Annotated in this window: 22 protein-coding genes and 2 pseudogenes; 9 read left to right on the top strand and 15 right to left on the bottom strand. The window is 68.8% G+C overall.

Annotated elements, in window-relative coordinates; translation table 11 throughout:
• Positions 1-159 precede the first annotated feature (159 nt).
• A complete protein-coding gene (locus ACZ4Z2_RS25125; protein WP_468078901.1) occupies positions 160-588 on the bottom strand; it encodes a hypothetical protein in 429 nt (142 codons plus the stop codon).
• A 1446-nt stretch (positions 589-2034) separates the two neighbouring features.
• Between ACZ4Z2_RS25125 and ACZ4Z2_RS25120 the strand changes: the two genes are divergently transcribed.
• Entirely contained in the window at positions 2035-2520 is a 486-nt protein-coding gene (locus ACZ4Z2_RS25120) for an nSTAND1 domain-containing NTPase (protein ID WP_468078900.1), read from the top strand.
• Here the strand turns inward: ACZ4Z2_RS25120 and ACZ4Z2_RS25115 are convergent.
• A complete protein-coding gene (locus ACZ4Z2_RS25115) occupies positions 2517-2942 on the bottom strand; it encodes a hypothetical protein (RefSeq protein WP_468078899.1) in 426 nt (141 codons plus the stop codon). The genes ACZ4Z2_RS25120 and ACZ4Z2_RS25115 overlap by 4 nt on opposite strands.
• Positions 2943-3118: 176 nt before the next feature.
• Between ACZ4Z2_RS25115 and ACZ4Z2_RS25110 the strand changes: the two genes are divergently transcribed.
• Positions 3119-4543 (top strand): hypothetical protein, encoded by a 1425-nt coding sequence (locus ACZ4Z2_RS25110; protein WP_468078898.1) that lies wholly within the window; start codon positions 3119-3121, stop codon positions 4541-4543.
• A 206-nt stretch (positions 4544-4749) separates the two neighbouring features.
• Here ACZ4Z2_RS25110 and aztA read toward each other — a convergent pair whose 3' ends face one another.
• Entirely contained in the window at positions 4750-5493 is a 744-nt protein-coding gene (gene aztA, locus ACZ4Z2_RS25105; protein ID WP_468078897.1) for a zinc ABC transporter ATP-binding protein AztA, read from the bottom strand.
• A 14-nt stretch (positions 5494-5507) separates the two neighbouring features.
• Between aztA and aztB the strand changes: the two genes are divergently transcribed.
• The 4 genes from aztB to aztD all read left to right on the top strand — a co-directional run bounded on the left by aztB (position 5508) and on the right by aztD (position 9872).
• Positions 5508-6365, top strand: a complete 858-nt coding sequence (gene aztB, locus ACZ4Z2_RS25100) for a zinc ABC transporter permease AztB (protein ID WP_468078896.1) — start codon at positions 5508-5510, stop codon at positions 6363-6365.
• Positions 6366-6406: 41 nt separating this feature from the next.
• Positions 6407-7618, top strand: a complete 1212-nt coding sequence (locus ACZ4Z2_RS25095) for a hypothetical protein (RefSeq protein ID WP_468078895.1) — start codon at positions 6407-6409, stop codon at positions 7616-7618.
• Positions 7615-8574: a zinc ABC transporter substrate-binding protein AztC gene (gene aztC, locus ACZ4Z2_RS25090; protein WP_468078894.1), complete on the top strand. Its 960-nt coding sequence runs from the start codon at positions 7615-7617 to the stop codon at positions 8572-8574. The genes ACZ4Z2_RS25095 and aztC overlap by 4 nt, the downstream gene beginning before the upstream one ends.
• 98 nt (positions 8575-8672) lie before the next feature.
• Positions 8673-9872 carry a zinc metallochaperone AztD gene (gene aztD, locus ACZ4Z2_RS25085; RefSeq protein WP_468078893.1) on the top strand — a complete coding sequence of 400 codons (1200 nt, stop codon included), beginning with the start codon at positions 8673-8675 and terminating at the stop codon, positions 9870-9872.
• 429 nt (positions 9873-10301) lie between these two features.
• On the opposite strand, the gene ACZ4Z2_RS25080 is transcribed toward aztD, so the two are convergent.
• From ACZ4Z2_RS25080 to ACZ4Z2_RS25070, 3 genes are all read right to left on the bottom strand, one after another.
• Positions 10302-11012 (bottom strand): cation efflux transmembrane domain-containing protein, encoded by a 711-nt coding sequence (locus tag ACZ4Z2_RS25080; protein ID WP_468078892.1) that lies wholly within the window; start codon positions 11010-11012, stop codon positions 10302-10304.
• Entirely contained in the window at positions 11012-11347 is a 336-nt protein-coding gene (locus tag ACZ4Z2_RS25075; protein ID WP_468078891.1) for an ArsR/SmtB family transcription factor, read from the bottom strand. Before ACZ4Z2_RS25075 ends, ACZ4Z2_RS25080 begins: the two co-directional genes overlap by 1 nt.
• A gap of 432 nt (positions 11348-11779) precedes the next feature.
• Positions 11780-12394 (bottom strand): TetR/AcrR family transcriptional regulator, encoded by a 615-nt coding sequence (locus ACZ4Z2_RS25070; RefSeq protein ID WP_468078890.1) that lies wholly within the window; start codon positions 12392-12394, stop codon positions 11780-11782.
• A 159-nt stretch (positions 12395-12553) separates the two neighbouring features.
• On the opposite strand from ACZ4Z2_RS25070, the gene ACZ4Z2_RS25065 reads away from it, so the two are divergent.
• On the top strand, positions 12554-13510 hold the full coding sequence (locus ACZ4Z2_RS25065) for an alpha/beta hydrolase family protein (RefSeq protein WP_468078889.1): 957 nt from the start codon (positions 12554-12556) through the stop codon (positions 13508-13510).
• Between the two features lie 331 nt (positions 13511-13841).
• Here ACZ4Z2_RS25065 and ACZ4Z2_RS25060 read toward each other — a convergent pair.
• Positions 13842-14683, bottom strand: a pseudogene (locus ACZ4Z2_RS25060) (IS5 family transposase).
• Positions 14684-14892: 209 nt separating this feature from the next.
• Between ACZ4Z2_RS25060 and ACZ4Z2_RS25055 the strand changes: the two are divergent.
• On the top strand, positions 14893-16431 hold the full coding sequence (locus ACZ4Z2_RS25055) for an ABC transporter substrate-binding protein (protein WP_468078888.1): 1539 nt from the start codon (positions 14893-14895) through the stop codon (positions 16429-16431).
• 804 nt (positions 16432-17235) lie between these two features.
• On the opposite strand, the gene ACZ4Z2_RS25050 is transcribed toward ACZ4Z2_RS25055, so the two are convergent.
• Complete coding sequence (locus ACZ4Z2_RS25050) at positions 17236-18090, bottom strand: NAD-dependent epimerase/dehydratase family protein (protein WP_468078887.1); 855 nt, start codon at positions 18088-18090, stop codon at positions 17236-17238.
• A 135-nt stretch (positions 18091-18225) separates the two neighbouring features.
• On the opposite strand from ACZ4Z2_RS25050, the gene ACZ4Z2_RS25045 reads away from it, so the two are divergent.
• Entirely contained in the window at positions 18226-19074 is an 849-nt protein-coding gene (locus ACZ4Z2_RS25045) for a helix-turn-helix transcriptional regulator (RefSeq protein ID WP_468078886.1), read from the top strand.
• A gap of 176 nt (positions 19075-19250) precedes the next feature.
• Here ACZ4Z2_RS25045 and ACZ4Z2_RS25040 read toward each other — a convergent pair.
• From ACZ4Z2_RS25040 to ACZ4Z2_RS25010, 7 genes and pseudogenes are all read right to left on the bottom strand, one after another.
• A pseudogene (locus ACZ4Z2_RS25040) lies at positions 19251-19820 on the bottom strand (alcohol dehydrogenase catalytic domain-containing protein); the annotation flags it as partial.
• Between the two features lie 497 nt (positions 19821-20317).
• A complete protein-coding gene (locus ACZ4Z2_RS25035; RefSeq protein ID WP_468078885.1) occupies positions 20318-21922 on the bottom strand; it encodes a polyamine aminopropyltransferase in 1605 nt (534 codons plus the stop codon).
• 12 nt (positions 21923-21934) lie between these two features.
• Positions 21935-22372, bottom strand: a complete 438-nt coding sequence (locus tag ACZ4Z2_RS25030; RefSeq protein WP_468078884.1) for a DUF350 domain-containing protein — start codon at positions 22370-22372, stop codon at positions 21935-21937.
• Positions 22373-22470: 98 nt separating this feature from the next.
• Positions 22471-22875 carry a DUF4247 domain-containing protein gene (locus tag ACZ4Z2_RS25025; protein WP_468078883.1) on the bottom strand — a complete coding sequence of 135 codons (405 nt, stop codon included), beginning with the start codon at positions 22873-22875 and terminating at the stop codon, positions 22471-22473.
• A complete protein-coding gene (locus tag ACZ4Z2_RS25020; RefSeq protein WP_468078882.1) occupies positions 22872-23378 on the bottom strand; it encodes a DUF2617 family protein in 507 nt (168 codons plus the stop codon). The genes ACZ4Z2_RS25025 and ACZ4Z2_RS25020 overlap by 4 nt, the downstream gene beginning before the upstream one ends.
• 600 nt (positions 23379-23978) lie before the next feature.
• A complete protein-coding gene (locus ACZ4Z2_RS25015) occupies positions 23979-24416 on the bottom strand; it encodes a hypothetical protein (protein ID WP_468078881.1) in 438 nt (145 codons plus the stop codon).
• 271 nt (positions 24417-24687) lie between these two features.
• The gene (locus ACZ4Z2_RS25010; RefSeq protein ID WP_468078880.1) at positions 24688-24933 is read right to left on the bottom strand and encodes a hypothetical protein; all 246 of its coding nucleotides are present in this window, start codon (positions 24931-24933) and stop codon (positions 24688-24690) included.
• Positions 24934-25391: the final 458 nt, after the last annotated feature.

Raw genomic sequence — 25391 nt, 5'->3', positions numbered from 1 at the left:
CCTTGACAGTTGAGGGACCCGAGACCGGCGAAGCCCTGGACGTCATCGGGAATCGGAAAAGATGCAGGAGGGAAACGCATGCCGGGGCGTCGAAGGACCACATCCATGTCCGTGCGCCTCGGGGGGCAACCGTGTAGGCGCAGGGGACGGGGGTCTCGCTCAGGCGGCCCGACGGCGTACGGGAAGTTCCGGGGCAGGGCGGGCGCCCGGGAGGAGGCCGCCGTCCGCCCCCTCCGAACGGCCCGTGCGGGCCGACCCGACGAAACGCGGCGAGGACGGCCCGGGTTCATCGGGATGGAGGCGGCGCAGCAGCCGTATCAACGCTCGAGCCGCACACCAGGAGACCGAGGGGGCGATGATCAGGACGAGGAGCCCGGTCAGCGCACGCGCCGGCCCCGACGAAGCCAGCGGGTGCAACAGGACGATGGCGCCGAGGCTGCCCGCCCAGGCGAAGCCCGTCCACAGCGAGAACGCGGCCGCGACCGGGACGCCGTCCAGCCGCAGCGCACGGAGGTCGGCGTCCCCGTCGAAGGTGCGTGAGCCGGCGGCACCCACCGCGACCAGCAGCCAGAAACCCGCGGCCGCCATGAGGGGGACGGTGAACAGGAAGGTCGGAAAGCCTGTGGCGGCCTCCAAAAACGTCCGCATGCCCGTCCCCCGATCAACCCCGTCACACGACCTCGGCACAGCTCCGAAGCCCGATGCCGGACACCTGCCGGTGCCCGGCATCAGACATCCGTCGCGTGCTCTCCTCGCCCCCTATGGTGCCCGCGCCGACGCCTCACCGCATTGCCGGATCCCGGCAGTCTTAGGTGGATCGTCCATGCCGGGGCCCTGCTAAGAAGACGTCAAGAGACGCCATGCTTCCTACTCGGAGTCCTGGGTTGCACACGGGCCGGCGCGACGGTTGGACCGGCGAGTACCGTCGCCCCCACACCAGGGCACGCGAAACGATTGAGACGCCCCGCCCATAGCAGGCAGACCGAGAAGGCGCGGTGCCGCCTGTGCCGCCCACTCCGGAGTGGGTCAAACCCCGACGGCTCTGCGGACGAGTCCAAGATGCCTGAAGAGCTGCCGCTGATCGGGGCGGACGGCAAGGTGGTCAGGGACGCAAACGGCAAGCCCTGCATGGTCAAGACGCGTGTCAAGATCGGCCAGTCCGGGCTCCAGGCACCCGTGGTCGGTCCCCGGCCGGAGAGAAGCGGTCCGCCAGCACGGAGGCACAAGGCCGCGAGACGGAGACTGTCGAGGTCGAGCCGTCCGTTCCGCCCGCGCACTAGCCTGACGGAGACGCAGGAGAAGAAGGGCAGCGTATGAGCAGGCTGCTGGAAGCGCTGCGTGCGCTGACCGTGGGCGTCCTCATTGCGTTCCTTGTATGGGGTGCGGACCCTGACGACGGGCAGTGGCGTGGCGGGAGGGCGAGCTGAGTGGTGTGACGGTCGTGTTCGTGGCGGGGTGTGCACTGTGGCTGGTGCTGTGGCGCAGGCGAACCGGGCGCGGCCGACCCCCAGCACACTGCGCAACCCAAACACCCAGCTCAGCCCACCAACCACCGGCGCCGGACACTCGACTCCGCGTAGACCTCACCCACGAAACGAACACACCGCTCAACACAACTGAGCAATAGCACGCCACAACCAAGATCAATAAGCAAACGCGTCAGCTACGCCACATACGAGCGTTCCGGGCCGGTCGTTTTCCCGGGGCGAAATCCTGGCGATCGCCGATTCACGACGGGTCCCTCGCGCGTACCCGCCACGCCCTTCTCAAGGCGGAAACTCCGGCCCAGTATGTTCCGAGCCCTGACGCGGCAGGTCACGCGACCCAGGGGGTGACATGCACGCACCATCCAAGGGGATTGGGGGACGCTAGGGGGCGACGCGAGCGGAACGTGGATCCGGAGGCAGGGGCCGTTACAGCGCTTCGCGCAGGAGCTGCGGCTGTTGCGGGAAAAGGCCGGCGGGCCGAGTTACCGGGACCTGTCCAAGCGCGCGCACTACTCGGTGACCGCGCTGTCCGAGGCGGGCAGGCGGTGTGACGCTGCCGTCCCTGGCGGTCACGCTGGCCTATGTGGCCGCGTGCGGGGGCGAACAGGAGGCATGGGAAGCACGGTGGCGCGCGGTCGTCGACGAGGTGGCGGTGCCCGACGAGCCGAGCGTCGGCGAGTCGGAGACCTCCCCCTATCGGGGGCTGTCCTCGTTCGAGCCCCACCATTCCGAATGGTTCTTCGGCCGCCAGGAACTGGTGACCGAGCTGTGCTCACGCGTCGATCGGGAACCCTTCCTGGCCGTGTTCGGGGCTTCGGGAAGCGGGAAGTCGTCACTTCTGCGCGCCGGGCTGTTGCCCAGGGTACGGACCGGGGCCGTACCGGGCGGCGAGAGTTGGACGACGATCCTGCTGACCCCGGGCCGCCATCCGATCGAGGAACTCGCGGCCAGGCTGGTCCATCTGCTGGGCGTCCCCGCCACCTCGCTCTGCGCCGACCTGACCGCCGACCCGAATGGAATGTGCGCTGGCTAACGGTCCATGGGCTCCGCAGCGTACGTGCCGTCATGTATCTCCACAGCGGTGAGCTCGAAGCGCTCCAGTCCGCGGCCGACGTCGCGGCTGACGATTGTGCCCGGGCCGCGGGTGGTCGTCAGCCGGACAGGGCTTCCGTCCGCGTGCACGCTGTTGAGGAGGGTGTAGGTGCGCAGCCTGTTGCGGCGGCGCTTCAGGTACGCCCCTACCAGGGTGAACAACATCATGGCGGCGAGGCCGCCGAGGAACTCCGGCAGTGCCTCGCGAAGGACGCTCATGGTGACGTCAGCGAGATCCGTGTGCTTGGTGAGATCCCGCTCCACTGCCTCACGGGCATCGGTCGGCGTTGGGTCGAGTGCTGGGATTCCCGTGCGAAGCCGCGTTGAGATCAGCAGAATGAGCGAGGGGTCCTGGCCGTACATACAGCACCTTCCCATGTCCACGGTGTCGGCCGAAGCACCGCAGGCATATGTCTGTCCGTTCTCCATTCGGAGTGCGGCCCCGTGCCGCGACCTCAAATCAACAGGAGTGGAAAGCCGGTGCGCATTAGCACCCAAAAGATTGAGGATCGCGCTGGATCAAGTGATTGTGAGAACCGGTGACTGACCTGCGGTTGAATGATCCCGGCGACGGTGAGGACTCATCGTCGCCGGAGGACAAAGTTTCTGCCTTCAAAGGGCTTGTAAGTGACCTCTTCAAGAAGACGGGCATGTCGACGTCGCAGTTCGAGGCCACGTACGGGTATGCAGATGGACAGGTCACTAAGTGGCAGACGCACAGGAACGACAAGAACATCCCACCGTTGCGTTTCCTGCGTGACCTGATCAGTGCTGTGCACGAGAGAGCGCATCTCCAAGAGGGTGCCCCTGAGGCCATCCTGGACCAGTACGAGAGCGTCTTGCGTGCGCTTGTCGCAGAGGGCAACCATCAGCTTTATCGCCTGAAACTCGCTGAGTACGAGTCCACAATCCTCATCGGCAAGTTAGGTGAAGAGCTGAGCGATCTGGCTCGACAGGTACAACACCTCAAGAACGACCTGGAGGCCGCGAGGAAGGCGATGAACGCAGAGCGGGCCAGCAGGCTGGCTGCCGAGTTGGCAGCCGAGCAGGCCCGTATGGACACCGCAACCTCCAACAAGGCTGCCGCGGTTGCTCGCCGGGACGAGGTGCAGCGTGAACTCGCCCTCCTTGAGCCAACCGCTCCCCCGGTTCGTATGAGAAACCCAGCCGGTTCCCATACGAACCGCACGGCTGCGCAGCCCGGCCTGCAGCAACTCGGTGATATTTATGCGCCGCCGCCACTCGCTCAGGGCCCTGTTCCGGCGCCGGCGCCGGGCAAGCTCACCCCTAGGTTCCTGTTGATCACGGTGTGCGCGACCCTCGCGGTGATCATCATCGGGTTGGGCGCAGTGCGGTACGGCGGGGGCTCGGACAACCCGGCCAAGGAAGCTTCGGAAAGCGGGGAGCAAGCACCTCAGAAAGATGCGGGCCCTGAAGACAAAGGCGAGGAGAAGGGGGACAGTGAACCTTCGAAATCCCCGTCCGCTTCTCCCACTCCAATCACCTCGCCGCCAACGCCCACTCCGACAGAATCAGAGTCTGGCCCTGCCATCAAGCAGACCATCACATCCTTCAATTTCAAATCGGCCATGGTGGATGCCGAAGGAATCAACTTTGATAGTGATCCTCCAGGCCCGGAAGGTGACTACGAAGACCTGGAGACTCGCTCCTCTGAACAAGGTGCAGTCAATATCAACAGAACCCTGACCGAACACAAAGTTGTCCGTCTGCCCGACGAATACTATGCAACCCTGAAAAACTGTCGGGCCGCCATGGTGGAACCGTTGGGAGACGACGACATCCCCGTCAAGCCAGGCGACCGTGTCTGCTTCGACACGAGTGAGCGACGAATCGTCTACGCCAAGGTGACGAAGGTGTTCCCGTCCGATAAGTACCAAGCAAGTCGCGTCATGGTGGACGGAACAGTCTGGACTGACCCCGACACACTGGAGAGCAACAACTAGGTTCTCCGAAAACGGCGCAAGGAAGATGAGCCGAAGCTCAGGAGTTGTCACCAGCGGGACCGGCTGAGCTGGTGAATGGGGACGACCGAGGCAGCCTGGTTGTCACGCACGAGGCGTCCGACTTGTCACAGGCGCTCATTCAGCAGTCTTCCTGCGACTCGGTTCGTGCCTGCGCGAGAGCACTCGAAGGGTGCGGCGCCTTCGTCTCACACCGGTTGCCAGATCTGAGCGAGCGTTGCGGCGGTGAGAACGTGCTCGGGGTGTCCCTGGCCCGCCAGTTGACCGTCGCGGAGCAGGAGGCAGACCTCGGCCGAGCGGGCGGCTTCCAGGTCGTGGGTGGCTTGGACGACGGTCGTGCCGTCGGCGACCAGCTCTGTCAGCAGCGCGGCGATCCGGTCCCTTGCTTCGGGGTCCAGGCCCGTGGTCGGTTCGTCCAGGAGGAGCAGGTCCGATTCCTGGGCGAGGCCTTGGGCGATCAGGGCTCGTTGCCGTTGTCCGCCGGAGAGTTCTCCCAGTTGGCGGGTGGCGAGCTCGGTGATGCCGAGCCTCTCCATGGCCTGGCCCACGGTGGCCTGGTCCTGCCGGGTCAGGCGGCGCCACGGCCCGCGGTCGCCCCAGCGTCCCATCTCCACCGTCTGCCTGACCGTGAGCGGCAGTGCGTCAGGGACGGAGCTGCGCTGCGGGACGAACGCCGGCGGCCGGTCGCCGGTGTGGTGGAGCCGGCCTGATGTGGGTTTGATCACTCCGGCCACGACTCCGAGCAGGGTGGACTTCCCGCTTCCGTTGGGGCCGACGAGTGCGGTGACCGCCAACGCCGGTATTTCCACGTTGATTTCACGCAGAACGGGGCGGCCGGGATACCCGGCGGAGAGGTCCATGACGCGGACCCGTGGCGTCCGGGTCTCGGCGACGGCGGCAGAGCGCCCCTGTGTTTCGAACATGGTTTTCATTATAGTTCGTTTACATGGAGTGGTTGACGGGTCCCTTCGAGGTGACCTTCGTGCAGCGCGCCCTGTGGGGCGGGATGCTGGTGGCGGCGATCTGTGCCCTGGCCGGCACCTGGGTGGTGCTCAGGGGGATGGCCTTCCTCGGTGACGCCATGTCGCACGGGCTGCTGCCGGGAATCGCGCTCGCCGCGCTGTTCGGCGGCAATCTGCTGGTGGGGGCGCTGCTGAGCGCGGCCGTCATGACAGCCGGCGTCACGGCTCTCAGCCGCACCCCGCGGTTGTCCCAGGACACGGGTATCGGGCTGCTGTTCGTGGGGATGCTGTCGCTCGGTGTCATCATCGTGTCGCGGTCGCAGTCCTTCGCGGTCGACCTGACCGGGTTCCTCTTCGGTGACGTCCTCGCCGTCCGCGAGCAGGATCTGCTGCTGCTGGGTGGGGCGCTGCTGCTGGCACTGGCCGTCTCGGTCCTCGGCCACCGGGCCTTCCTCGCCCTGGCCTTCGACTCCCGCAAGGCGCAGACGCTCGGCTTGCGGCCCCGTCTGGCCCACGCCGTGCTGCTCGGCTTGCTGGCGCTGGCCATCGTCGCCTCCTTCCACATCGTGGGCACGCTGCTGGTGCTGGGCCTGCTCATCGCCCCGCCGGCCGCAGCACTGCCCTGGGCGCGCAGTGTGCGGGGCGTCATGGCCCTCGCGGCGCTCCTCGGCATCACCGCCGTCTTCGGTGGCCTGCTGCTGTCCTGGCACCTGAGCACCGCGGCCGGCGCGACCATCTCGGCCCTCGCGGTGAGCCTGTTCTTCCTCTCCCACCTGGCATCCGGCCTCCGCCACCGCCGTAGTGCGCGCCTCCTCGGCGCTCACGCCGCAGCGACCGACTGAAAGAACCTGAGGCGATCCCTTTGTTCGTCCGAAGCAACGTCATGCCCTGGGCGCCCGCGGCGCTCGTGGCGCTCTCCCTGCTCACCACGGGTTGCGCGGGCCACGACGACGCCGCGTCCGCCCCGCAGGCCACCGCCTCGGCCTCCGCTCCGCACGGTTACGTCGAGGGGGCCCAGGAGAAGGCCGAGCAGCAGTCGCGGCTGCTGCTCAACGACCCGGCCACCGGCGACACCCGGGTCCTCGATCTGATCACCGGCAAGACGCACGAGGTGTCCCGGACGACGGGCACCACCGAACTCACCACCGACGGCCGCTTCGGCTACTTCCACACCGCGGACGGTACGCGCGTCCTGGACGGCGGCGCCTGGATGGTGGACCACGGCGACCACGTCCACTACTACAGCGCGGCGATACGTGATGTCGGCCGGCTGCCCGCAGGACCGGGGGCCCGCGTCCGCAGCGATGCCGCCGTCACAGCGGTGACCGACGAGGACGGCCGCACCCGGATCTACCGCCGGACCGGCTTGGAGAAGGGCAAGGTCGGCTCCGCCCGCACGCTTCCCGGGACGCACGCGGGAGCCGTCGTGCCGTACGCGGAGCACCTGCTCGGCGTCACGGACAACGGGAAGGTCGCGGTGTACGACCGCCGGGGCGAGCGGGTCCCGTCGCCGGACGCCCGCTGCGAGGAGGTACGGGGTGACGCCGTCACCCGGCGCGGCGTCGTCCTCGGCTGTGCCGACGGCGCCCTGCTCGTCCGTGAGGACGACGGCACTTTCACCGCCGAGAAGATCCCCTACGGCAGCGACGTATCCGAAGCGGAACGGGCCACGGCCTTCCGGCACCGGCCCGGCAGCGACACGCTCACGGCACCGGCCGGGAAGCGGGCCGTGTGGGTCCTGGACGTCAGCGAGCGCACGTGGACACGGGTGAAAACCGGGTCGGTCGTCGCCGCCAACACCGCCGGCGAAGGCTCCGCCCTGATCGTCCTCGAAACCGACGGAGCACTCCACGGCTACGACATCGCCACCCGCAAGCAGGTCTCCAGAACGAAGCGGCTTGTGACGGGCGCCCCCGACGCCGGCCGCGAAGGCAGCGATGCGGGGCCGGTCCTCGAAGTGGACCGCAGCCGTGCCTACCTCAACGACCCCAAAGGCAAACGCGTGTACGAGATCGACTACAACGACAACCTGCGCATCGCGCGCACCTTCGACCTGGACCTCGAGCCGGCCCTGATGGTGGAGACCGGGCGATGACCACACGGACGCGAGGGTCGCGGCGACTGGGTACCCTCCCGCTGGTCCTGCTGACCCTCGCCCTTGCCGGTGCGGGCACCGGATGTACGAGCAGCGACGACCGGCCCCGGGTGGTCGTGACGACCAACATCCTGGGCGACATCACGCAGGAGATCGTCGGCGACGAGGCCGACGTCACCGTGCTGATGAAGCCGAACGCCGACCCGCACTCCTTCGGCCTGTCGGCCGTACAGGCCGCCGAGTTGGAGCGCGCGGACCTGGTGGTCTTCAACGGGCTGGGTCTGGAGGAGAACGTGCTGCGGCACGTGGACGCCGCCCGTGAGGCGGGGGTGCCCACCTTCGAGGCCGGCAAGGCGGTCGACCCGCTCACCTTCCAGGCGCAGGACGACGGCGGCCCCGAGGAGGAAGCCGGGCAGCCCGACCCGCACTTCTGGACCGACCCCGACCGCGTCCGCAAGGCCGCCGGCCTGATCGCCGACCAGGTCGTCGAGCACGTGGACGGCGTCGACGAGAAGACGATCCACGCCAACGCCGACCGCTACGACGCACAACTCGCCGACCTGACCACCTCGATGGAGAAGTCCTTCGACCGCATACCCGAGAAACGGCGCGCGTTGGTGACCAACCACCACGTCTTCGGATACCTCGCCGAACGCTTCGGTTTCCGGGTGATCGGCGCGGTGATCCCGAGCGGCACGACGCTGGCCTCGCCCAGCTCCTCCGACCTGCGCTCGCTCACCGAGGCGATGCGTAAAGCAGGCGTGCAGACCGTGTTCGCGGACTCCTCCCAGCCCACGCGCCTCGCCGAGGTCCTGCGTACGGAGATGGGCGGCCAGGTGCGCGTCGTCGAGCTCTACTCCGAGTCCCTGACGGAGAAGGGCAAGGGCGCCGGCACCTACCTGCAGATGATGCGCGCCAACACCGCCGCTATGACCAAGGGCCTGACCGGCGCCTGAACCCGCGCCCCTGAGCTGGACACCGGCCGACCACGGCCCTCACGCACTCCCCACCCCACATCCCGCCGTGCTCGCGCGGCACTGAAAGGAACACACCGGTGAACAAGCCGATACGCAATCGAGCGCTCACGGGCACGGCCCTCGCCCTGGCGGCTTCCGCGGTCCTGACCGCCTGCGGAGGAGCGGACGCCCCCTCCTCGGACGCGAAGGCCAAGGCGGCGTCGAACAAGAAGGCCGTTGCGGTCAAGGACCCGCTGGTCGCCACCTTCGACGGCGGACTGTACGTCCTGGACGGCGAGACCCTGAAGCTGGCCAGCACGATCGAACTGCCCGGCTTCAACCGTCTCAACCCCGCCGGCGACGACTCCCATGTCGTCGTCTCCACCGACGCCGGCTTCCGCGTCCTGAACGTCGCCGAGCAGACCTTCCCCGGTATCGAGTACAAGGGCGCCAAGCCCGGTCACGTCGTCCTGCACGCCGGCAAGACGGTGCTGTTCACCGACGGCACCGGCGAGGTCAACGTCTTCGACCCCGCCGACCTCAAGGACGGCAAGAAGCCGGAAGGCCGCAGCTACACCTCCGCCGAACCGCACCACGGCGTCGCCATCGAACTGACCAACGGCGAACTCCTCACCACCCTCGGCACCGAGGAGAAGCGCACCGGCGCCCTCGTCCTCGACAAGAACAACAAGGAGATCAAGCGCAGCGAGAACTGCCCCGGCGTCCACGGCGAGGCCGCCGCCAAGGGCGAGGCCATCGGCATCGGCTGCGAGGACGGCATCCTGATCTACAAGGACGGCAAGTTCACCAAGGTCGACGCCCCCGACAAGTACGCCCGCATCGGCAACCAGCGCGGCAGCGACACCTCGCCCATCCTCCTGGGCGACTACAAGACCGACCCGGAGGCCGAACTGGAACGGCCCACCCGCATCTCCCTCATCGACACCGAGACCGCGAAACTGCGCCTGGTCGATCTGGGCGCCAGCTACTCCTTCCGCTCACTCGGCCGCGGACCCCACGGCGAGGCTCTCGTCCTCGGCACCGACGGTGCCCTCCACGTCATCGACCCGGAGACGGGCAAGGTGGACAAGAAGATCCCCGTCGTCGGCAAGTGGCAGGAGCCGCTGGACTGGCAGCAGCCCCGGCCCACCCTCTTCGTCCGCGACAACACCGCGTACGTCTCGGAACCGGGCAAGCGCCAACTGCACGCCATCGACATCGCATCGGGCAAGAAGGTCACCTCTGTGACGCTGCCGAAGAGCACCAACGAACTCTCCGGCGTCGTCGCGGGCCACTGATCCCCCGGCCTCGGTGAGGCTGTCCGACATCGGTAAGCGGTTTGTCGCCGCCGCGCCGGTGCCTGCGGTCTCACCGAGGTGGTGCTTGTGGCGCCCTGGAGGGGGGCTCACGTCTGGCAACCGGGGGCCCCCCTGGCCCGCGTCTACCAGCGGTAGTCCCAGGTGCGGATCTTTTCGGACAGCCAGCCTGACCACGTCCTGACATACGTCATGTCCGCCGCTCGCGGGAAGCCGTGGAGTAGACGGCGACGCCGCCGCGGACGGTGACGCCGACGTGGCGTGACGCTGCGTCATGCCTGCGCGTCGGTCCTGTGGCGTGTGAGCCCATACGCTGATGCACGGAACGTCCCCGGATCGACCTGCTGCGGACGGCTGCCGGGTTGTGGTTCCGCAGATGGCCGTATCTCGTCTCTGCGCATCCCGACTGACTCAGCAGCAGTCGCAGCCCGATCGGCAGCCGCACCCATCCGCCTCGGCACTGGGCTTCGGTGCCACCGCGGCGGTGGACGGTGCGCAGCAGCCCTTGCCCTGCCAGGCGTCGCGGCCTTCCTTGACGGCGATGGCGGCGATGACGAGGGCGGCGATCGGGTCGGCCCAGGTCCAGCCGAGGGTGGCGTTGAGGATGAGGCCGGCCAGGAGTACGGCGGACAGGTACGTGCACAGCAGGGTCTGCTTGGAGTCGGCGACTGCGGATGCGGAGCCGAGTTCGCGGCCGGCCTTGCGCTGGGCTGCGGACAGGAAGGGCATGATCGCCAGCGACAGGGCGGCGAGCACGATGCCGGGGATGGATTGTTCGGCTTCGGTGGTGCCGGTCAGGGCGCGGACGGCGTCGAGGGTGACGTAGGCGGCGAGGGCGAAGAACGAGACTGCGATGATCCGCAGGGTGCGATGCTCGCGCGCTTCGCGTACGGCGTGGTCGGTTGCGGAGAACTGCCAGGTGACGGCGGTGGCGGAGGAGACCTCGATGACGGAGTCCAGGCCGAAGCCGATCAGGGCGGTGGAGGAGGCGAGGGTGCCGGCGGTGATGGCGGCGACGGCTTCGATGACGTTGTAGGCGATGGTGGCGGCCGCCAGCAGCCGTATGCGCTTGGCGAGGACGTCGCGGCGGGACGGTGGGGGCCCAAGGGATATCGCGGCCATCAGCAGCAGCCCTTGTCGTCGGCGTCGGCGCAGGTGCGGTCGCTCGCCACGGCCACCACGGCGGTGCGCAGGTCATCCAGAGCGTGGCCGAGGCGTTCGTCGGCGAGTTCGTAGCGGGTGCGGCGGCCGTCGGGCACGGTGACGACCAGTCCGCAGTCCCGCAGGCATGCCAGGTGGTTCGACAGGCGGGTGCGGGAGACGTCGAGGGCGTCGGCGAGGTCTGCCGGATAGGCGGGGGCCTGGCGCAGGGCGAGCAGGATCCGGCAGCGGATCGGGTCGGCGAGCGCGCGGCCGAAGCGGACCAGCACGTCGATGTCGGAGGCAACGGTCAGCACACCCACGACAGTACACAGATCCCTGAATTCAGTAAACTGTGTACCCTGCCAGATCGGACTTCCGGTCCACTTCGCGGCAGCTTCGGGAGACCCGGAGCTGCGCAGCGATCTCATTGGTTAAGAGCCCGCGCAGATAGGCGGCGTGGACAGCCTCGGCAACGGGGGTGGGGCAGGTCTCAGTGATCATGTAGCTGCGACGGTCTGTGACCGCTGGGAGAGCTCTGCCGGTTTACTGGGGGCCCCGCCATCCTCGAACACGCCAGTCGGGGAGCTGCCATGACGGCTCTCCGGGGGTGCCTTGCTGGTCGAGGGCGGGAGCCTGCTGTCTTGATCGCCTGTCAGCGACCAGCTTCGAGGTTGTGCCGACGAGCAGACGGGACAGCACGCCGCGCGATGAGGTGCCCACGGTGATCTCGGAGCAATCGAAGGGGGTTATCGCATGTCGCCGTCGTCAAGCCGGTGCGGTCGCCGCAGCCCCTGGAGGAGCAGTTCGACCATCCTGCGGGGGTCATAGCGGGGGTCACTGTCCCGTCCGATGCAGAGGTTGCCGACGCCGCGCATGAGTTCGTAGGGCTGGATGCCGGGCCTGATGTCACCAGCGTCGGTCGCGGCGTCGAGCAGTTGGGCGCATACGGGCATCAATCGGTCGAGGAAGTGGGTGTGCAGTGCGGCGAAGCGGTCGCTGTCGGACTGCAGGGCGTCTGCCAGGCCGTGTTTGGTGACCAGGAAGTCGACGAAGAGGTCGATCCACTGACGCAGCGCGTCAAACGGGGTAGCAGTGCTGGCCAGGAGGTTCGGGCCGGCCTCGCCGCATGCCTCGATCTGGTGGCGGTAGACGGCGGTGACGAGGTCCGCGCGGGTCGGGAAGTGGCGGTAGATCGTCCCCAGTCCGACGCCGGCCCGCGCCGCGATCTCCCGGATCGGCGCATCGACCCCCGAGGTCACGAACACCTCCGCAGCCGCATCGAGCAGCGTCCGCTGGTTGCGCACCGCGTCCGCGCGCTTGCTGCGCGCGGACGTCCCTTTGGCCTGACCTGCCGTGGGCATCAAGCCTCCTTCTGACGACCGTTGACGAAACGGATCACTGTTCCGTATCTTAAATGGAACAACGATCCGCCTTCAGGGTAGCTGAAGCCGGACGCTCCGCCTCACCCGCCGTCGGCCACGTGCAACCGGCGGCAGGGGCCGTCGAAGGGCATCCTCATCATGAGCAATCCTGCTTACGCCGACCCTCCCAGCTCGCCTACACCCGTCCTCTCGGTCAGCCCCGTGGTGCTGCCGTCCCCCGGCCGCACCCTGGACCTGGAGATGCGCGTCTCCGCCCCAGTGACCGGGAGCGACCTGCCGATCATCCTCCTCTCGCACGGCCTGGGCTTCTCCAACAACCTCTCCTCTTTGAACGGCTACGCCCCTCTGGCGAACTTCTGGGCGGCACACGGCTTCGTCGTGATCCAGCCGACCCACCTGGACTCCAGGACGTTGACCCTGAATCCCGACAAGCCCGGAGCTGCTCCGCACTGGCGCACCCGGGCCGAGGACATCAAGCGCATCCTTGACCAGCTCGACGCAATCGAGGCCGCCGTCCCGCAGCTACTCGGGCGCCTCGACCGGAGCCGGATCGCCGTGGCCGGGCACTCGATGGGCGGACACACCGCGAGCCTGCTGCTCGGCGCCCGCCTCACCGATCCCCACGACGGATCCGCGGTGGACCTGGCCGACCCCCGGATCAAAGCAGGTGTGCTGCTCGCCGCGCCCGGCCGCGGTGGTGACGCCCTCACCGAGTCCACGGCCGAGAACTACCCCTTCTTTCTGACCACTGACTTCTCCACGATGACGACGCCCGCGCTCGTGGTCGCCGGCGACAAGGACGACTCCGCCTTCCTGACGGTCGCTGGACCGGCCTGGCACGTCGATCCGTACACGCTCTCCCCGGGCCCCAAGTCGCTACTGACCCTGTTCGATGCGGAACACGGGCTCGGCGGGGTCTCCGGATACGACGTCGCCGAGACCACGGACGAGAACCCCGAGCGGGTCGCCGCGGTGGCGCGGCTCACCTGGGCCTACCTGCGCAGCGAGCTCTACCCCGAGGACTCCGCCTGGCAGGCCGCGCATGACGTCCTGACCGCTGGCGCCCACCCGCACGGACGGATCGAGACCAAGTAGGCCCAGGAGACACTGATTTCATGCCGGTCAGATGGCACGGGAGGGCCCGCGGCACCAGCAGGTCGCGGCGAAGTCCCGCATGGAGCGGACCCACGACGCCACCGCGGCACGCCTGCGGCAAGCGGCGCCCCTCGCCGTTGGGCCGACCTCATGCGGACGCAGGCCCGCCCGGCATCCGGAAGCGCCCGACGGTGGCTGCTGTGGACGCCGCGCGTCGGACAGCGGTTCACCACGGCCGCTCAGCGGCGGCGTGTCAACGAAGCCGGGGGCGACGGCGTCGAGCGGAGCCCCGGGAGGCATACTCCAGGGCCGCGGCCGCATGGACCCTTGCTCATGGGCATCGCCTGGGGCGGTTGTCCCAGCGGTGGTTGGTCCAGGCTCGGCGGATCAGGCTGCGGACGGTGATGATCGTGTCCGCGAGGTCGAAGAAGGCGTTGACGACGGTCGCGCGGCGCTCGTAGCAGCGGGCAAGACAGTGGAAGGCGTTCTGCCAGGCGTGGGTCCGCTCGATGTGCCACCGCTGGCTGGCCTGGATCGGTGCCTTCTCGCCCTTGTGCGCCATGCGACCGTGCAGGTTGCGGGCGGTGAGTTCGGTGCGGGTCTTGTCCGAGTCGTAGTCGGCGTCCAGGTGCACCGTGATGCCGTCGGGCGGCGGCCCAAGGTCGTACAGCAGGTCCAACGTCGGTGCGAGCAGCGGCGAGTCGTGGCGGTTCGCTCCAGCCAGGACCCTGCCGAGCGGGATTCCGTAACCATCCGTCACGCCCGAGCGTTTCAGCCCCTGTTTACCGCGGTCGACCGGTGAGCGCCCGGCGACCTCGCCACCGCCGGGGGCCTTGGTGATGGAGCCGTCGACGGCTATCTGGTCGAGCACGAGCCCCACGATCCGGTCGTAGGACTCCAGCGCGATCTGCTTGAGCCGGGCGAAGAGCCCGAGCCGGATCCACTCGTCGCGGCGGTTGCGGATGGTGGTCGCCGAGCAAGTCGTGTCGGCGATCGCCTGATAGAGCAGCCGAACCGCGGGAGCTGCAGCAGCTTGTCGAAGACGAGCCGGTCGCCGATGCGGGGCCGGTGGCAACCTGATGGGTGGGACGGATCGACCGTCGGGCGCTCGGGCAGCAGCGCCGCGAATTGGTCCCAGAGCGGGCCAGTCAGCCATGTTGGAAGCACGGGCACAGGTCCCCCAACGATCACAGAGCCCTTGCAACTCCATGATCACCGAGACCTGTACCCGCCTTGTCGCCAGGGGCTCCCCACGCCGCCTATCTGCGCGAGCTCTAAGAATTCACCCTACCGAGGTAGATCAAGTTAGGGTGCCCTAAGTATAGTGACCGAGTCCCAATGCCCACTTATGGCGCGCAGGGGCTTGAACCACCTTCTCTCGGATGACAGGACCTCCCGTGCGTACGACCCTCCGTGGTGTCTTCGTGGCGCTCGCTCTCACTCCGCTACTCGCAGGCTGTTTCGTGTCCGGCGGGCAAGGCACCGGCACGGGCGCTGAAGGAGGATCGGGAGGCCGGCTCAGGGTCGCTCTCGCCCGTCCGCCGGTGCAGGCGCTGTCCCCGTACAGCGACGACGCCACCTTGCTGGGCAAGCTCTCCGTGGTCGAAGGACTGACCGCACTGGACAAGAACGGCGCCGCAGCCCCCGCTCTGGCGAAGTCCTGGAAGCAGAACAGCCCCACCAGCTGGACCTTCGAACTGCGCAAGGCCACCTTCCAGGACGGCACCAAGGTCACCGCCGAGTCCGTCGTCAACGCCCTCGGCCACGCGGACGCCGCAACGCCCAAGCCCCGCGTCCTGAGCGACATCACCCTCACCGCGAAGGCCGACGGCGCCGACACGGTCACCATCAGCACCAAGACGGCTGACCCGGTGCTCCCGCTACGCCTGGCCAGCCCCGTGCTGGCCATCCTCTCCGCCAAGGCGTACGCCAAGGACGGCACCGTCAGTCCGATCGGCACCGGGACCGGCCCCTTCAAGGTCACCAAGCTCACCGGCAAGTCCAAGGCTACGCTGGAGCGTTACGACGGCTACTGGGGCGGCAAGGCCAAGGCGCCCGGCATCGACGTCACCTGGATAGCCGACGGCACCGCCCGCGCCAACGCCCTGCGTGGCGGCGATGTCGACATCGCCGAGTGGATCCCCACATCCCAGGCCAAGCTCCTGGACCCGAAAACCCGCCACGAAGTGCCCTCGGTGCGGACCGACAGCCTCATCCTGAACACCGGCAACGGCATGTTCACCGACCCCGCGCTGCGCGCGGCGGCACGCGAGGCCGTGGACGGCTCCGCGCTCGTCGACTCGATCTTCGGCGGCTACGCCGACCCCGCGCAGGGCCTGTTCGGCCCCGCCGTGTCCTGGGCCGCCGACAAGCGCGTCGACGTCACCGGCCGTGCCAAGGCCGCGACACCCGCACAGGTCAGGTCCAGGACGAAGGGCAAGGTCCTGCGTCTGGCCGCCTTCACCAACCGCGCGGAGCTGCCCGAGGTCGCCACCGTGCTGCAGCAGCAGTTGGAGAAGGCCGGGTTCACCGTGAAGCAGGACGTCCGCGAGTACACGCAGATGGAAGCCGGCCTCCTTGCCGGCAAGTACGACGCCCTCGTCATGTCCCGGGTGGTGCTCCTCGACACCGGCGATCCGGTCGCCTATCTGGCGAGTGACTTCAAGAGCGGCGGCGTGTACAACATCGCCCGTCTGAAGAACCCCAAGGTGGACCAGGCCATCAAGTCCGCCGCCGCAGAGGGCGACGTGACGAAGCGGCAGCAGAAGATCATGGACGCCGAGGCGCAGATCCTGCGCACCGACGCCGTGGTCCCGCTCGTCCACGAGAAGGTCATCCAGGGCATCGCCGCGAACGTCGAGGGCGTGCTCCTCGACCCGCGCGAGCGCTCCCTGATCGACGTCGACACCCACCTGAAGTAGCCGGTGGGCGTCACATCGGCCGGTACCGAGGCCCGCCCGCCCAGGTGGCGCGCGGGCCTCGGCCGCCTCGCAGCCGGGACCGCGCTGCTGACGGCCGTCGCGCTGCTGCCCTGGCTGTCCGGCAACGACCCCGCGCTGACCGTCCTGCGGGCCCGCTCCGCCGACCAGGACCCGACTCCCGAGCAAGCTAGCCGCTGTTCGGGGGCAACTGGGCCTGGACGAGGGGCCGCTCACGCATCTCGCGCACTGGCTCGGCGGGCTGGCTCAAGGCGACGCGGGCACCTCCTGGGTGTCGGGCGAGGCGGTACTGCCCCAGGTGACGAGCGCCTTCGCCGTCTCCGTCACGCTGATCTCGGGGCGCTCGTCGTCACCATCACCGTCGCCGCACCGGCCAGCGCCCGCACCCTGTACCTCGGCTCCCGGCGACGACTGCACCAGGCGACATCAACCATCGCAGTCGCCGTTCTCGCCACGCTGCCCAAGTTCCCGCTCGCCTCACTCCTCGCCACCGTCTGCGGGGTGTTGCTGAGCTGGTTCCCCTCCAGCGGATGGGACGGACCGACGTCTCAGTTGGGCGAAGCACAGTGGTTGTCACCGATAGGGCGCGCTGCCTGTCACCAGCAGACCGTGGCGTGATCAACGTGGCGAACGCGCTGCCGCAGGTCACGGACACCCGCCCTTGCCGCGCCGGTCGTGACGTACCTGGCGCTACCGGGTGCTGTACATGGTGGTGGGCCTGGAGGCGGTGGCGGGGCGGTACTGGTGGGGCGAACCACAGGGGTGGACTGACCTGGCCACTGACCGTCACAGGGCTCCGGCGTCCCGGGCAGTCCAGACGCTCGGGTAGATCGGCCGGAAGCCGAGCTCCCGGCGGATCCGCTGGGTGGACATGATCCCGAACCACGGGTCGGGGTCCGTGAGCTCGTGGAGCCCGGCGGGCACCTCGACGCCGTTGAGCTGGAACAGCTCGACCGTCGTGACGGGGGCGTCATCAGCGATGTTGTAGATCCGGCCGGCGATGCCCGGCGCGTACAGCAGACGCATCAGGCCCTGGGCGACGTCCGCGTGGTGGGCCATCTGCAGGCGCTGGTGCGGCGCCCAACGGGCGGCCCAGTGCAAGGAATTGGCGAGGTGCGGGTCGCCCTCGCCGTAGACGAAGGGCAGCCGAGCGATACGTACGTCCAGGCCCTTGAGCCCGAGAAGTTCGCGCTCGGCCTCGGCCTTCGACTCGGGGTAGGCGCCCCACATCTCACCGCCCGGCCGGCTCTCGTCCTCCTCGGTCAGCGGGCGGCCCCGTCCGACACCGTACACATTGTTCGTGCTGACCTGCACGAACCGCTCCACGCTCAAGGCCTGCGCGGCGCGGCCCAGGGCCACCGCGGCGTCCCGGTTGACGGCCCACGCCTCCTCGTCCGGCACCCCGCGGAAGGAGGCGGCGACATTCACGACGGCGTCCACGCCGGCGAGCGCCTTGCCGAGTGTCTCCTCCTCGCGCATGTCTCCTACGGCGACCTGGGCGCCCAGCTCCGCGAAGCGCTCGCCGCGGGCCGCGTCCCGTACCAGGACTCGCACCTGCTCGCCCGGCTGCCGCTGGGCCAGCAGCCTCGGCACAAAGCGGCGTCCGACCTGTCCCGTCGTACCAGTCACCAAAGTCAGCATGATCTGCTCCTCACGCACTGAGTCACTGTCGTCGGTGACCAGCCTCGACGGATGCGGCGATGTCCGGGAGAGACCTCCTCATCAGGGGATTGGGAGTCCCTGGATAAGCCGGCTGGCGTCCCGCACCCTGGGGAGGTGAACCGAGCCGAACTCGCCGACTTCCTGCGCCGCGCTCGCGCCCGCCTGGACCCCTCCGACGTGGGTCTCACAGCCGGAGCCCGGCGCCGTACGCCTGGGCTGCGCCGCGAGGAGGTGGCCCAGCTGGCCGGCATGTCCGTGGACTACTACACGCGGCTGGAACAGTCCCGGGGCCCGCGCCCGTCCCGCCAGATGCTCACCGCGCTGGCCCGCGCCCTGCGCCTGACGGAAGACGAACGCGACCACGTCTTCCACCTCACCGGTGAACAGCCGCCGCGCCGGGAGGCGACCAGCACGCACGTGCGCCCGGGCCTGCTCCTGGTGCTGGACCGGCTGCACGACAGCCCCGCGATGGTGGCGACCGACTGCGGCGAGATCCTGGCCCAGAACGCACTGTCGCGGGCACTGAGCGGAGACGTCCTCGCCCGCCCGCCCCGAGGACGCAACATGATCCGCCGCTTCTTCCTGGACCCGGCGGCCCAGGAGCTGTTCCCGCCCGAGGACCGCCCGGAGCGCGCCCGCGAGCAGGTCGCCGGCCTGCGAGCAGTGGCCTCGGCCCGCCCGACGGACCCCGAACCCGCCGCCCTCGTCGCCGAACTACGCGCCGCGAGCGAGGAGTTCGCCCACCTCTGGGACGAACACGAGGTCGCCGTACGCCGCGCCGCCACAAAACGCTTCCGGCACCCTGCGATCGGCGTCCTCGAACTCGACTGCGAGGTCCTCGTGAACTCTGACCACAACCAGCAGCTCGTCATCCACACGGCTCGCCCAGGCACGGAGTCGTACGAGCGCTTGCAGTTGCTGCGGGTGGTGGGCTTGCAGGACCTGACGCCGACGGGCTCCTGACCGCGTGCGCGATTTCGAGTTCCCTGCCCGCCGCACATCACCCACGATCCCGAACTCCCGCGGCATCTGGTGCCGGCAGCGGCACAGGCAGGCAGACGACCACCCCGACTACCGTCCACACCACGGGTGAGGGGCTGCCGGCACGAGGTGCGGCGCAGACAGCCACCGCACGCGCCGCACGCCTGCCCGGCCTGCAGCACGACCCGGGTGCCGGGCGCCCATTCACCGGCCACCCCCGACCCCACGGCGTGGATGACACCGGCGACCTCGTGCCCGAGCGTGACGGCACGGGCGGCGGCGACGGAGTCGACGGGGAACTCCGGGCTGATACTGCCGTCGATCAGATGCACGTCGGACAGACACACCCCGGCGGCCCGCACCTCGACCAGCACTTCACCCGGCCCCGGCGTAGGCACGGGAACCTCTTCGACCGCGAACGTGCGGGTGTCCAGGCGGAGCAGCTGCTTCTCGACCCTCCACCCGGCCGGCGCCCTGGCGCCGGAGCGGGCGTCGCGGGCCGCCGCGCGGCTTTGGCGATGGCGGGCGGCCTTGATGTGTTCGCGCACTCCGTCGGCGTAGACGCGCCAGTGCGAGACGTTCGCGGCGCCGGCTACGCCGGTGAAATCGACCGGCTCGTTGTCAGCGAGCAGCTGATCGATGACCGACAGGACGCGGGCGCGCTTGTCGCGTGAGTCTTTCGGCCGGGCCTCCCGCAGAACCTGGGCAGGGGTGTGAGGCTCACTCATCGGGAGTTCTCCGGGGGGCTTGTGCGTAAGGCTGTTTCTGCAGATCAGGGCAGCGCCAATAGCGCCGCTCAAAACGCCGCATCCGCATCTCGGTAACCACGAGGTCTGGTGGGGGCGGGCCCCAGACCGCGCCGCTGCTCGTGCCTCCGTAACGGCTGGCCGTGCATGCGAACCCCCGGCGCGAGACGAACCCACCAGGGTTCGACGGCAGGGCCTGCGGACGGGAAATTACTGACGGCGACGAGGGTGCGGCGCCGGCCTTGCTGACCGACCTGGCACTGAGCAACCGCCCGTGCGCAGGGCCCTGCGGGACAACGCCCGGCACCGCAACGCGACGCCCTCGGCCCTGTCGGCCTGCCTGGCCCCCCGGCCGCCCGCCACGCCGCCCTGCCCGCGTCGACCCTCCCGGAGCTCCTCGCCGACGACTGGAGGACCGTAGAAGGCGCTGCCGCGAACCCGTCCCTGCACACAACACATATGAGCTCGACCGCGAGCGGTCAGTAGTTCTCCCACTCGTCCAGCACGTACTCGAGCACGGCCGGGTCCATCAGCGTGCTCGGCCGTACGTCCTGGCGGCGGCGATCCAGAGGGAACACCGCGGCGGCCTGCAGGACCGCCTCGTCCAGGTAACGCAGTTGCGGGGCACCCGATGCCAGCCGCAGCGGTGGGGATGTACCGCCGCCCGGGGTGGCCAGGACGAAGCCCCAGTTGCCGAAGCTCGGTACATCGACCTGGAACTCGGTGGTCGAGTAACCCGCCGTCTCGATCGTCTTCGCGATCGACCAGTACGTCTTCGGCGCGAAGAACGGCGACCCGCTCTGCACCATCACCCTGCTCTGCGGCGTCAGGACCTGGCCGAGCAGGTGGTAGAACTCCACCGAGTACAGCTTGGCCAGCGCCGCCGTGTCCGGGTCGGGGAAGTCGATGACGACCGCGTCATACCGCTGCCGGGCGCCGCGCAGCCAGTTGAAGGCGTCGGCGTTGACCACCTTGACTCTGGGGTCGTCCAGCGCCTTGTCGTTGAGGTCGCGCAGGGGCTGGAAGTCGCGCGCGAGCCGCGTCATCGCCGGGTCCAGTTCCACGAGCGTGACGTGCTGTACGTCGTCGTAGCGCAGCACCTCGCGCAGGGCGAGCCCGTCGCCGCCGCCCATGATCAGCACGTTGGCGCGGGAGCCGGCGAGGGTGGGGTGGACGAGGGACTCGTGGTAGCGGTACTCGTCGACGGAGCTGAACTGGAGGTCCCCGTTGAGGAAGAGCCGGATGTCCGGTTCGCCGGTGAAGGCGGTGGAGCGGGTGACGACGATCTCCTGGTACGGCGTCGTCTCCGCGTAGATGATCGGGTCCCGGTACATCTGCTGGCGCGCGGTCACCTCCAGGTTGTCCGCGAGCGCGTACGCCGTACCGAGCACGGCCAGTACCGCCGTGACCCCGGCCAGCAGGGCGTTGCGCACCCAGCGCCGGATCTGCCGGCGGAAGATGAACACCACCACGATGACACCGGCCACCGCGTTGACCGCGCCGACGACGAGCGCGCCCTTCAGCTGGCCGAACGTGGGCAGGAGCCACAGCGGGAAGCCCAGGCCGCCGACGAGTGCTCCGATGTAGTCGACGGCGAACATGTCGGCGACTGCGCTGCCCGCCTCTTGCCGCCGGATCCGCTGGAGCATGGTCATGAGCAGCGGGATCTCGGCGCCGATCAGCATGCCGACGGACACCGCGACCACGATCATCGCCGGGGTGTACAGCTGGAGCCAGGCGAACGCCGAGTACAGCACCAGCACCGACAGGCCGCCGACCAACGCCAGCACGCCCTCCACGAGCGCGAACGCGCCCACCGCGCGGCGGCGCAGGGGCTTGGCGGCGAGCGAGCCGAGCCCCATGGCGCACACCATCACGGAGATCACCACGGAGGTCTGGAGCACCGAGTTGCCGATGAGGTAGCTGCCCAGCGCGGTCAGGGCCAACTCGTACACCAGGCCGCAGGCCGCGCAGAGGAAGACGGCGAACAGCAGCAGGAAACGAGCCCCCCGGGTGTGCCTGGCACCCGGGGGGCGGGAGGGTGCCACAGTGCTGTCGCGGCCTTGCACGGTGGTGGAGCTCATCGAGGGGCGCCGTTACGAGATCGCCGCGCCGACCATGAACCCGGTGCCCAGGTACATGCCGGCCTGGACCCAGGCGGCGGGGTGTGGACGGCTGTCCTGGTCATCGAGGACGACCGCGCCCATCTGGCCCGGCGTGAACACGCCGATCACGATGCCGACGACGGTCATCACCAGCACTCCGGCCAGGCCGTACAGCAGCGTGCTGATCAGGCCGTAACCGAGGCCCTGCTCGGACTCGCTCGCCTCGATGGCCTTCATGATGACCAGGCCCACGGCGACGGACTGGCTGCCCAGCAGGACGGCCGCGCCGCGGTTCCGGTCGGTCCATACCACGTGGTACAGCTTGCCCGGGGTGACGAGGTCTAGCGCGATGAAGCCGACGGCCATGACGACGAGGCCCACGACTCCGTAGAGCAGGGCCTGGCCGGTCGACTCGAGGATCTCGGTCACTGCGTTGCCTTTCTTGGGGGCGGGGACGTGGCGTGATCAGGTGCTGAGCGGGAGGAGTGTGGGATGCGTCGGCGATCGATCCGGCCGCTCACCGGGCGTTACTTGCCCTCGCCGGGGCCGCCGCCGCGGAAGCTCGCGCTGTCCGGGTCCGGCCAGTAGGTGAGGTGCCGCTGGTGGCGGTGGTAGCCGTTGCGGTAGTCCTCGATCTCGATCAGGCTGCCGCTCCGGTACGGCGAGACGGTGACCATGTCGTCGCCGTAGCGCAGGAACTCCATGCTGTCACCGGAGGCACGGTCCAGGGCCGTCCGCTCGGTGTGGATCGCCTGGGCGACCTCGCTCGGGGTGCTGTCCGAGTCGAACCAGTCCGCCCCGGTCGCGCTGTACGTCTTCCTGATCCACTCGCGCGGGACCGCGTCGTCGTCCCCGTCGCTGGAGCAGGCGGTGAGCAGGGTCGCGGCCAGCACGGCCGCCGCCGCTGCGCGGACGAGTCGGGCGCTGTTCATCGGGCCTCCAGCCGGCTGTGCGTCGATACGATCTGACTGTTCTGCGGATACGTGTGCCAGGTGCGCCAGACGAGCCCGGTGCCATATGGTCCCTCGACCGTCTCCACGACCACTGCGGTGACCGATTCCGGCGAACCGGGGAAGACTCCGCACAAGCTGTGCTCGGCCTCGGTGGCCTGGCCGATGACCTGCGCCACCTCGGCACTGAACTCCTCGGGAGCCAGTCGGCGGGTGGTTGCTCCGAAGTCGTAGACCCAGCCCGGCAGATGACGGGTGCAGGTCTCGGGCAGACCCCTCACTGCGCCCTGCAGACAAGCCACCGTCTCCCGCACCGGACCGGCAAATACCTGGTGCGAGGCCCCGAGCAGCCGCAGCCGCACGTGCAGCCCGCCGAGCGACACCAGACGTTCTGCCAGCGCCGGACGCTCCATCAGGTCCAGCGAGAAGCAGAGTTGATCCGCATCCGTGTCCAGATAGGGGGCGTCCAGAGGAACGGCGTACACACGGCCCCCAGGTCGTTTCTTGCCATAATCGGCGCCCGAGTATGGCACATGCGTTCGTGGGGCTTGAGGGGTGGGGCGGACGGATGGGGGCGAAGAGCCTCCCACCCCCCCAGGGGTCGGTCCGCGCCCTCACCACACCGACGCCTGGCATGCTGCTGTGGGTCAGGGCGGATGCGGTGCGCAGGATGAAGCGGGGCTGGCGACCACTGCCACTCAAAGAAGCGCGAGGAGTTCCGTACACAGTTTCGTGCAAGCCCCGGCCAAGCCGGGGTCATCTCATGTAGAGGAGCTCCTTCACACCAAGCCACCGCGCCTGTTGTGGGACAGCCGCTGCGATCGGTGTGCGCCGGAGTGCTGGGGTCCGGGCTGCGAACCAGCGAGTGCGGCCCCCTGCTCCACAGCCCGAGCGTGCGCTTCGGCGGTGAACGGCTGTGGCAGATGCCTGGCAAGCTCCGCGGCATCCCCTGTGAAGTGCAGCGTACGGGGGCCCAGCGACGCGGCCGCCATGCAGTGGACACCCGATCGTCGACAAACAACGTACGCGCCTGATCGGGCCAGCCGACCGCTGCCATCGCCGCTTCGTAGGCATGCTCGTCCGGCTCATTGCAGCCCAGCAACGGAGATCCGGACGGGCCTTTTGAACGTGAAGGATTTCTTGAGGTCATCCTTCCAGTACGAGTGGCCGACCTCTACAAGCCAGTCTGCCTCCCCGTTACGGAACACCCGTCGGCCGTACGCTTCGGGATCCTGAACTTCCCGGCCGGACTGGTCGCAGTTACGGGCAAGCTCGGCAGCTTGCGCAAGGGCCTGCTCCCGGCCACCGTCGACAGGGATCGCCCGGGTCAGCTCCCAGCTGGAGTCTCCGCTCCCGTGCGCCTCCACCAAGATCCACCAGCCCTTGCCGCTGCCCATCTCGGCTGCCTCTGAATGATTGCCAGCCGAGCCGTGAAGGCCCGGACGAGTAGGGAAGAGGTCGCCCTCATGGTGCGGTTGATCGTGCTCGACGGACTCGGCGGCGAATCCGCGCTTGTCTTCCATCCTCTTAAAGATCGCAGATTCAGTCCTGCATGTCAGCAGCAGAATCGAAGAGCCCCCTCTCGTCGAACGCGGGCGATCACCTGTCGCTCGCCGTGCGGAACGCTGTCATCGGTGGTGTCGCGTTCGCGGACCAAACGCAGATGCGGTCGGCCGCCGAGCAGGGCGGCGGCCCAGTGCAGAGACTCGCTCGCGGTCAGAATCCCCCCGCGTCGGCGACGGGCTGAAGATCGGGCGGGCGAACGGCTCCGAGGAGCGAGCCAGCCTGCCGACCTCAGAAGCCGGCGAGCTGCGACTGCGTGATGATGGGGCTGCTGCTGTATCCCTCGCCCGCCGCCGGCACCCTGGTTGCCAGGTAGCCGTTGCCGACGAACATCGGGGAGTAGTCCTTCGACGGGTTGCTCGTGCTCAGCACCCAGCCGTCGTCGCCACCGGCCGTACCTGACGCCGGTGCGGACGAGGCGGGCACCGCAGCCGTGCCCAGGAGCAGACAGGCGAGGGCGCAGACCAAGTGGCTCATGAGGTGATGGGTGCGCGGCCCCATGCTCACCGTCGCCCGCATGGTCCGGCGCCCGGCCTGAACGCTGACCGCCGCGTGCCCGCCCGCGACGGTCTCGTGATCGTCGACGACAGGGCAGCCGCCACACACCTACGCGCTGTCGGGCCTGCCGACCGGGACGTCGTCCCCACTGACATGCTCGCGATCAGTGCGCGGCCGATGCGGCTTGGCGCATCGGCCCTTCGGAGCACAACAGCTGCTCAGTAACCCACCATGCGGGAGCGACGCGTGAGCGATGCGTGAGCGGATGGTGTGGCACAAACGATCACGGCGTGGACTCAGCAGGGTGCACCACCCTGCCTGACCAGGCGGTTACGGACCCGGAAGCGGCATCCGGAACCGCCCGGCAAGCTTTGGCCAGGACTGTTGATCCATTGGGGACCACCATCCCCGGGGGCCGCGGGGAGCACGGTGGGGAA

The sequence above is a fragment of the Streptomyces sp. NPDC030183 genome (genome assembly GCF_055573455.1).
The sequence above is the reverse complement of the archived record's forward strand: the minus strand, read 5'-3'. Positions and strand labels throughout refer to the sequence as shown.

Coding starts and splice junctions, on each gene's coding strand:
- ACZ4Z2_RS25035 (WP_468078885.1), bottom strand. CDS start 21,922: ATGAGCTCCACCACCGTGCAAGGCCGCGACAGCACTGTGGCACCCTCC.
- ACZ4Z2_RS25015 (WP_468078881.1), bottom strand. CDS start 24,416: ATGGAAGACAAGCGCGGATTCGCCGCCGAGTCCGTCGAGCACGATCAA.
- ACZ4Z2_RS25065 (WP_468078889.1), top strand. CDS start 12,554: ATGAGCAATCCTGCTTACGCCGACCCTCCCAGCTCGCCTACACCCGTC.
- ACZ4Z2_RS25095 (WP_468078895.1), top strand. CDS start 6,407: ATGCCCTGGGCGCCCGCGGCGCTCGTGGCGCTCTCCCTGCTCACCACG.
- ACZ4Z2_RS25010 (WP_468078880.1), bottom strand. CDS start 24,933: ATGAGCCACTTGGTCTGCGCCCTCGCCTGTCTGCTCCTGGGCACGGCT.
- aztA (WP_468078897.1), bottom strand. CDS start 5,493: ATGAAAACCATGTTCGAAACACAGGGGCGCTCTGCCGCCGTCGCCGAG.
- ACZ4Z2_RS25125 (WP_468078901.1), bottom strand. CDS start 588: ATGGCGGCCGCGGGTTTCTGGCTGCTGGTCGCGGTGGGTGCCGCCGGC.
- aztC (WP_468078894.1), top strand. CDS start 7,615: ATGACCACACGGACGCGAGGGTCGCGGCGACTGGGTACCCTCCCGCTG.
- ACZ4Z2_RS25070 (WP_468078890.1), bottom strand. CDS start 12,394: ATGCCCACGGCAGGTCAGGCCAAAGGGACGTCCGCGCGCAGCAAGCGC.
- ACZ4Z2_RS25115 (WP_468078899.1), bottom strand. CDS start 2,942: ATGTACGGCCAGGACCCCTCGCTCATTCTGCTGATCTCAACGCGGCTT.
- ACZ4Z2_RS25025 (WP_468078883.1), bottom strand. CDS start 22,875: ATGAACAGCGCCCGACTCGTCCGCGCAGCGGCGGCGGCCGTGCTGGCC.
- ACZ4Z2_RS25080 (WP_468078892.1), bottom strand. CDS start 11,012: ATGGCCGCGATATCCCTTGGGCCCCCACCGTCCCGCCGCGACGTCCTC.
- ACZ4Z2_RS25050 (WP_468078887.1), bottom strand. CDS start 18,090: ATGCTGACTTTGGTGACTGGTACGACGGGACAGGTCGGACGCCGCTTT.
- ACZ4Z2_RS25055 (WP_468078888.1), top strand. CDS start 14,893: ATGACAGGACCTCCCGTGCGTACGACCCTCCGTGGTGTCTTCGTGGCG.
- aztB (WP_468078896.1), top strand. CDS start 5,508: ATGGAGTGGTTGACGGGTCCCTTCGAGGTGACCTTCGTGCAGCGCGCC.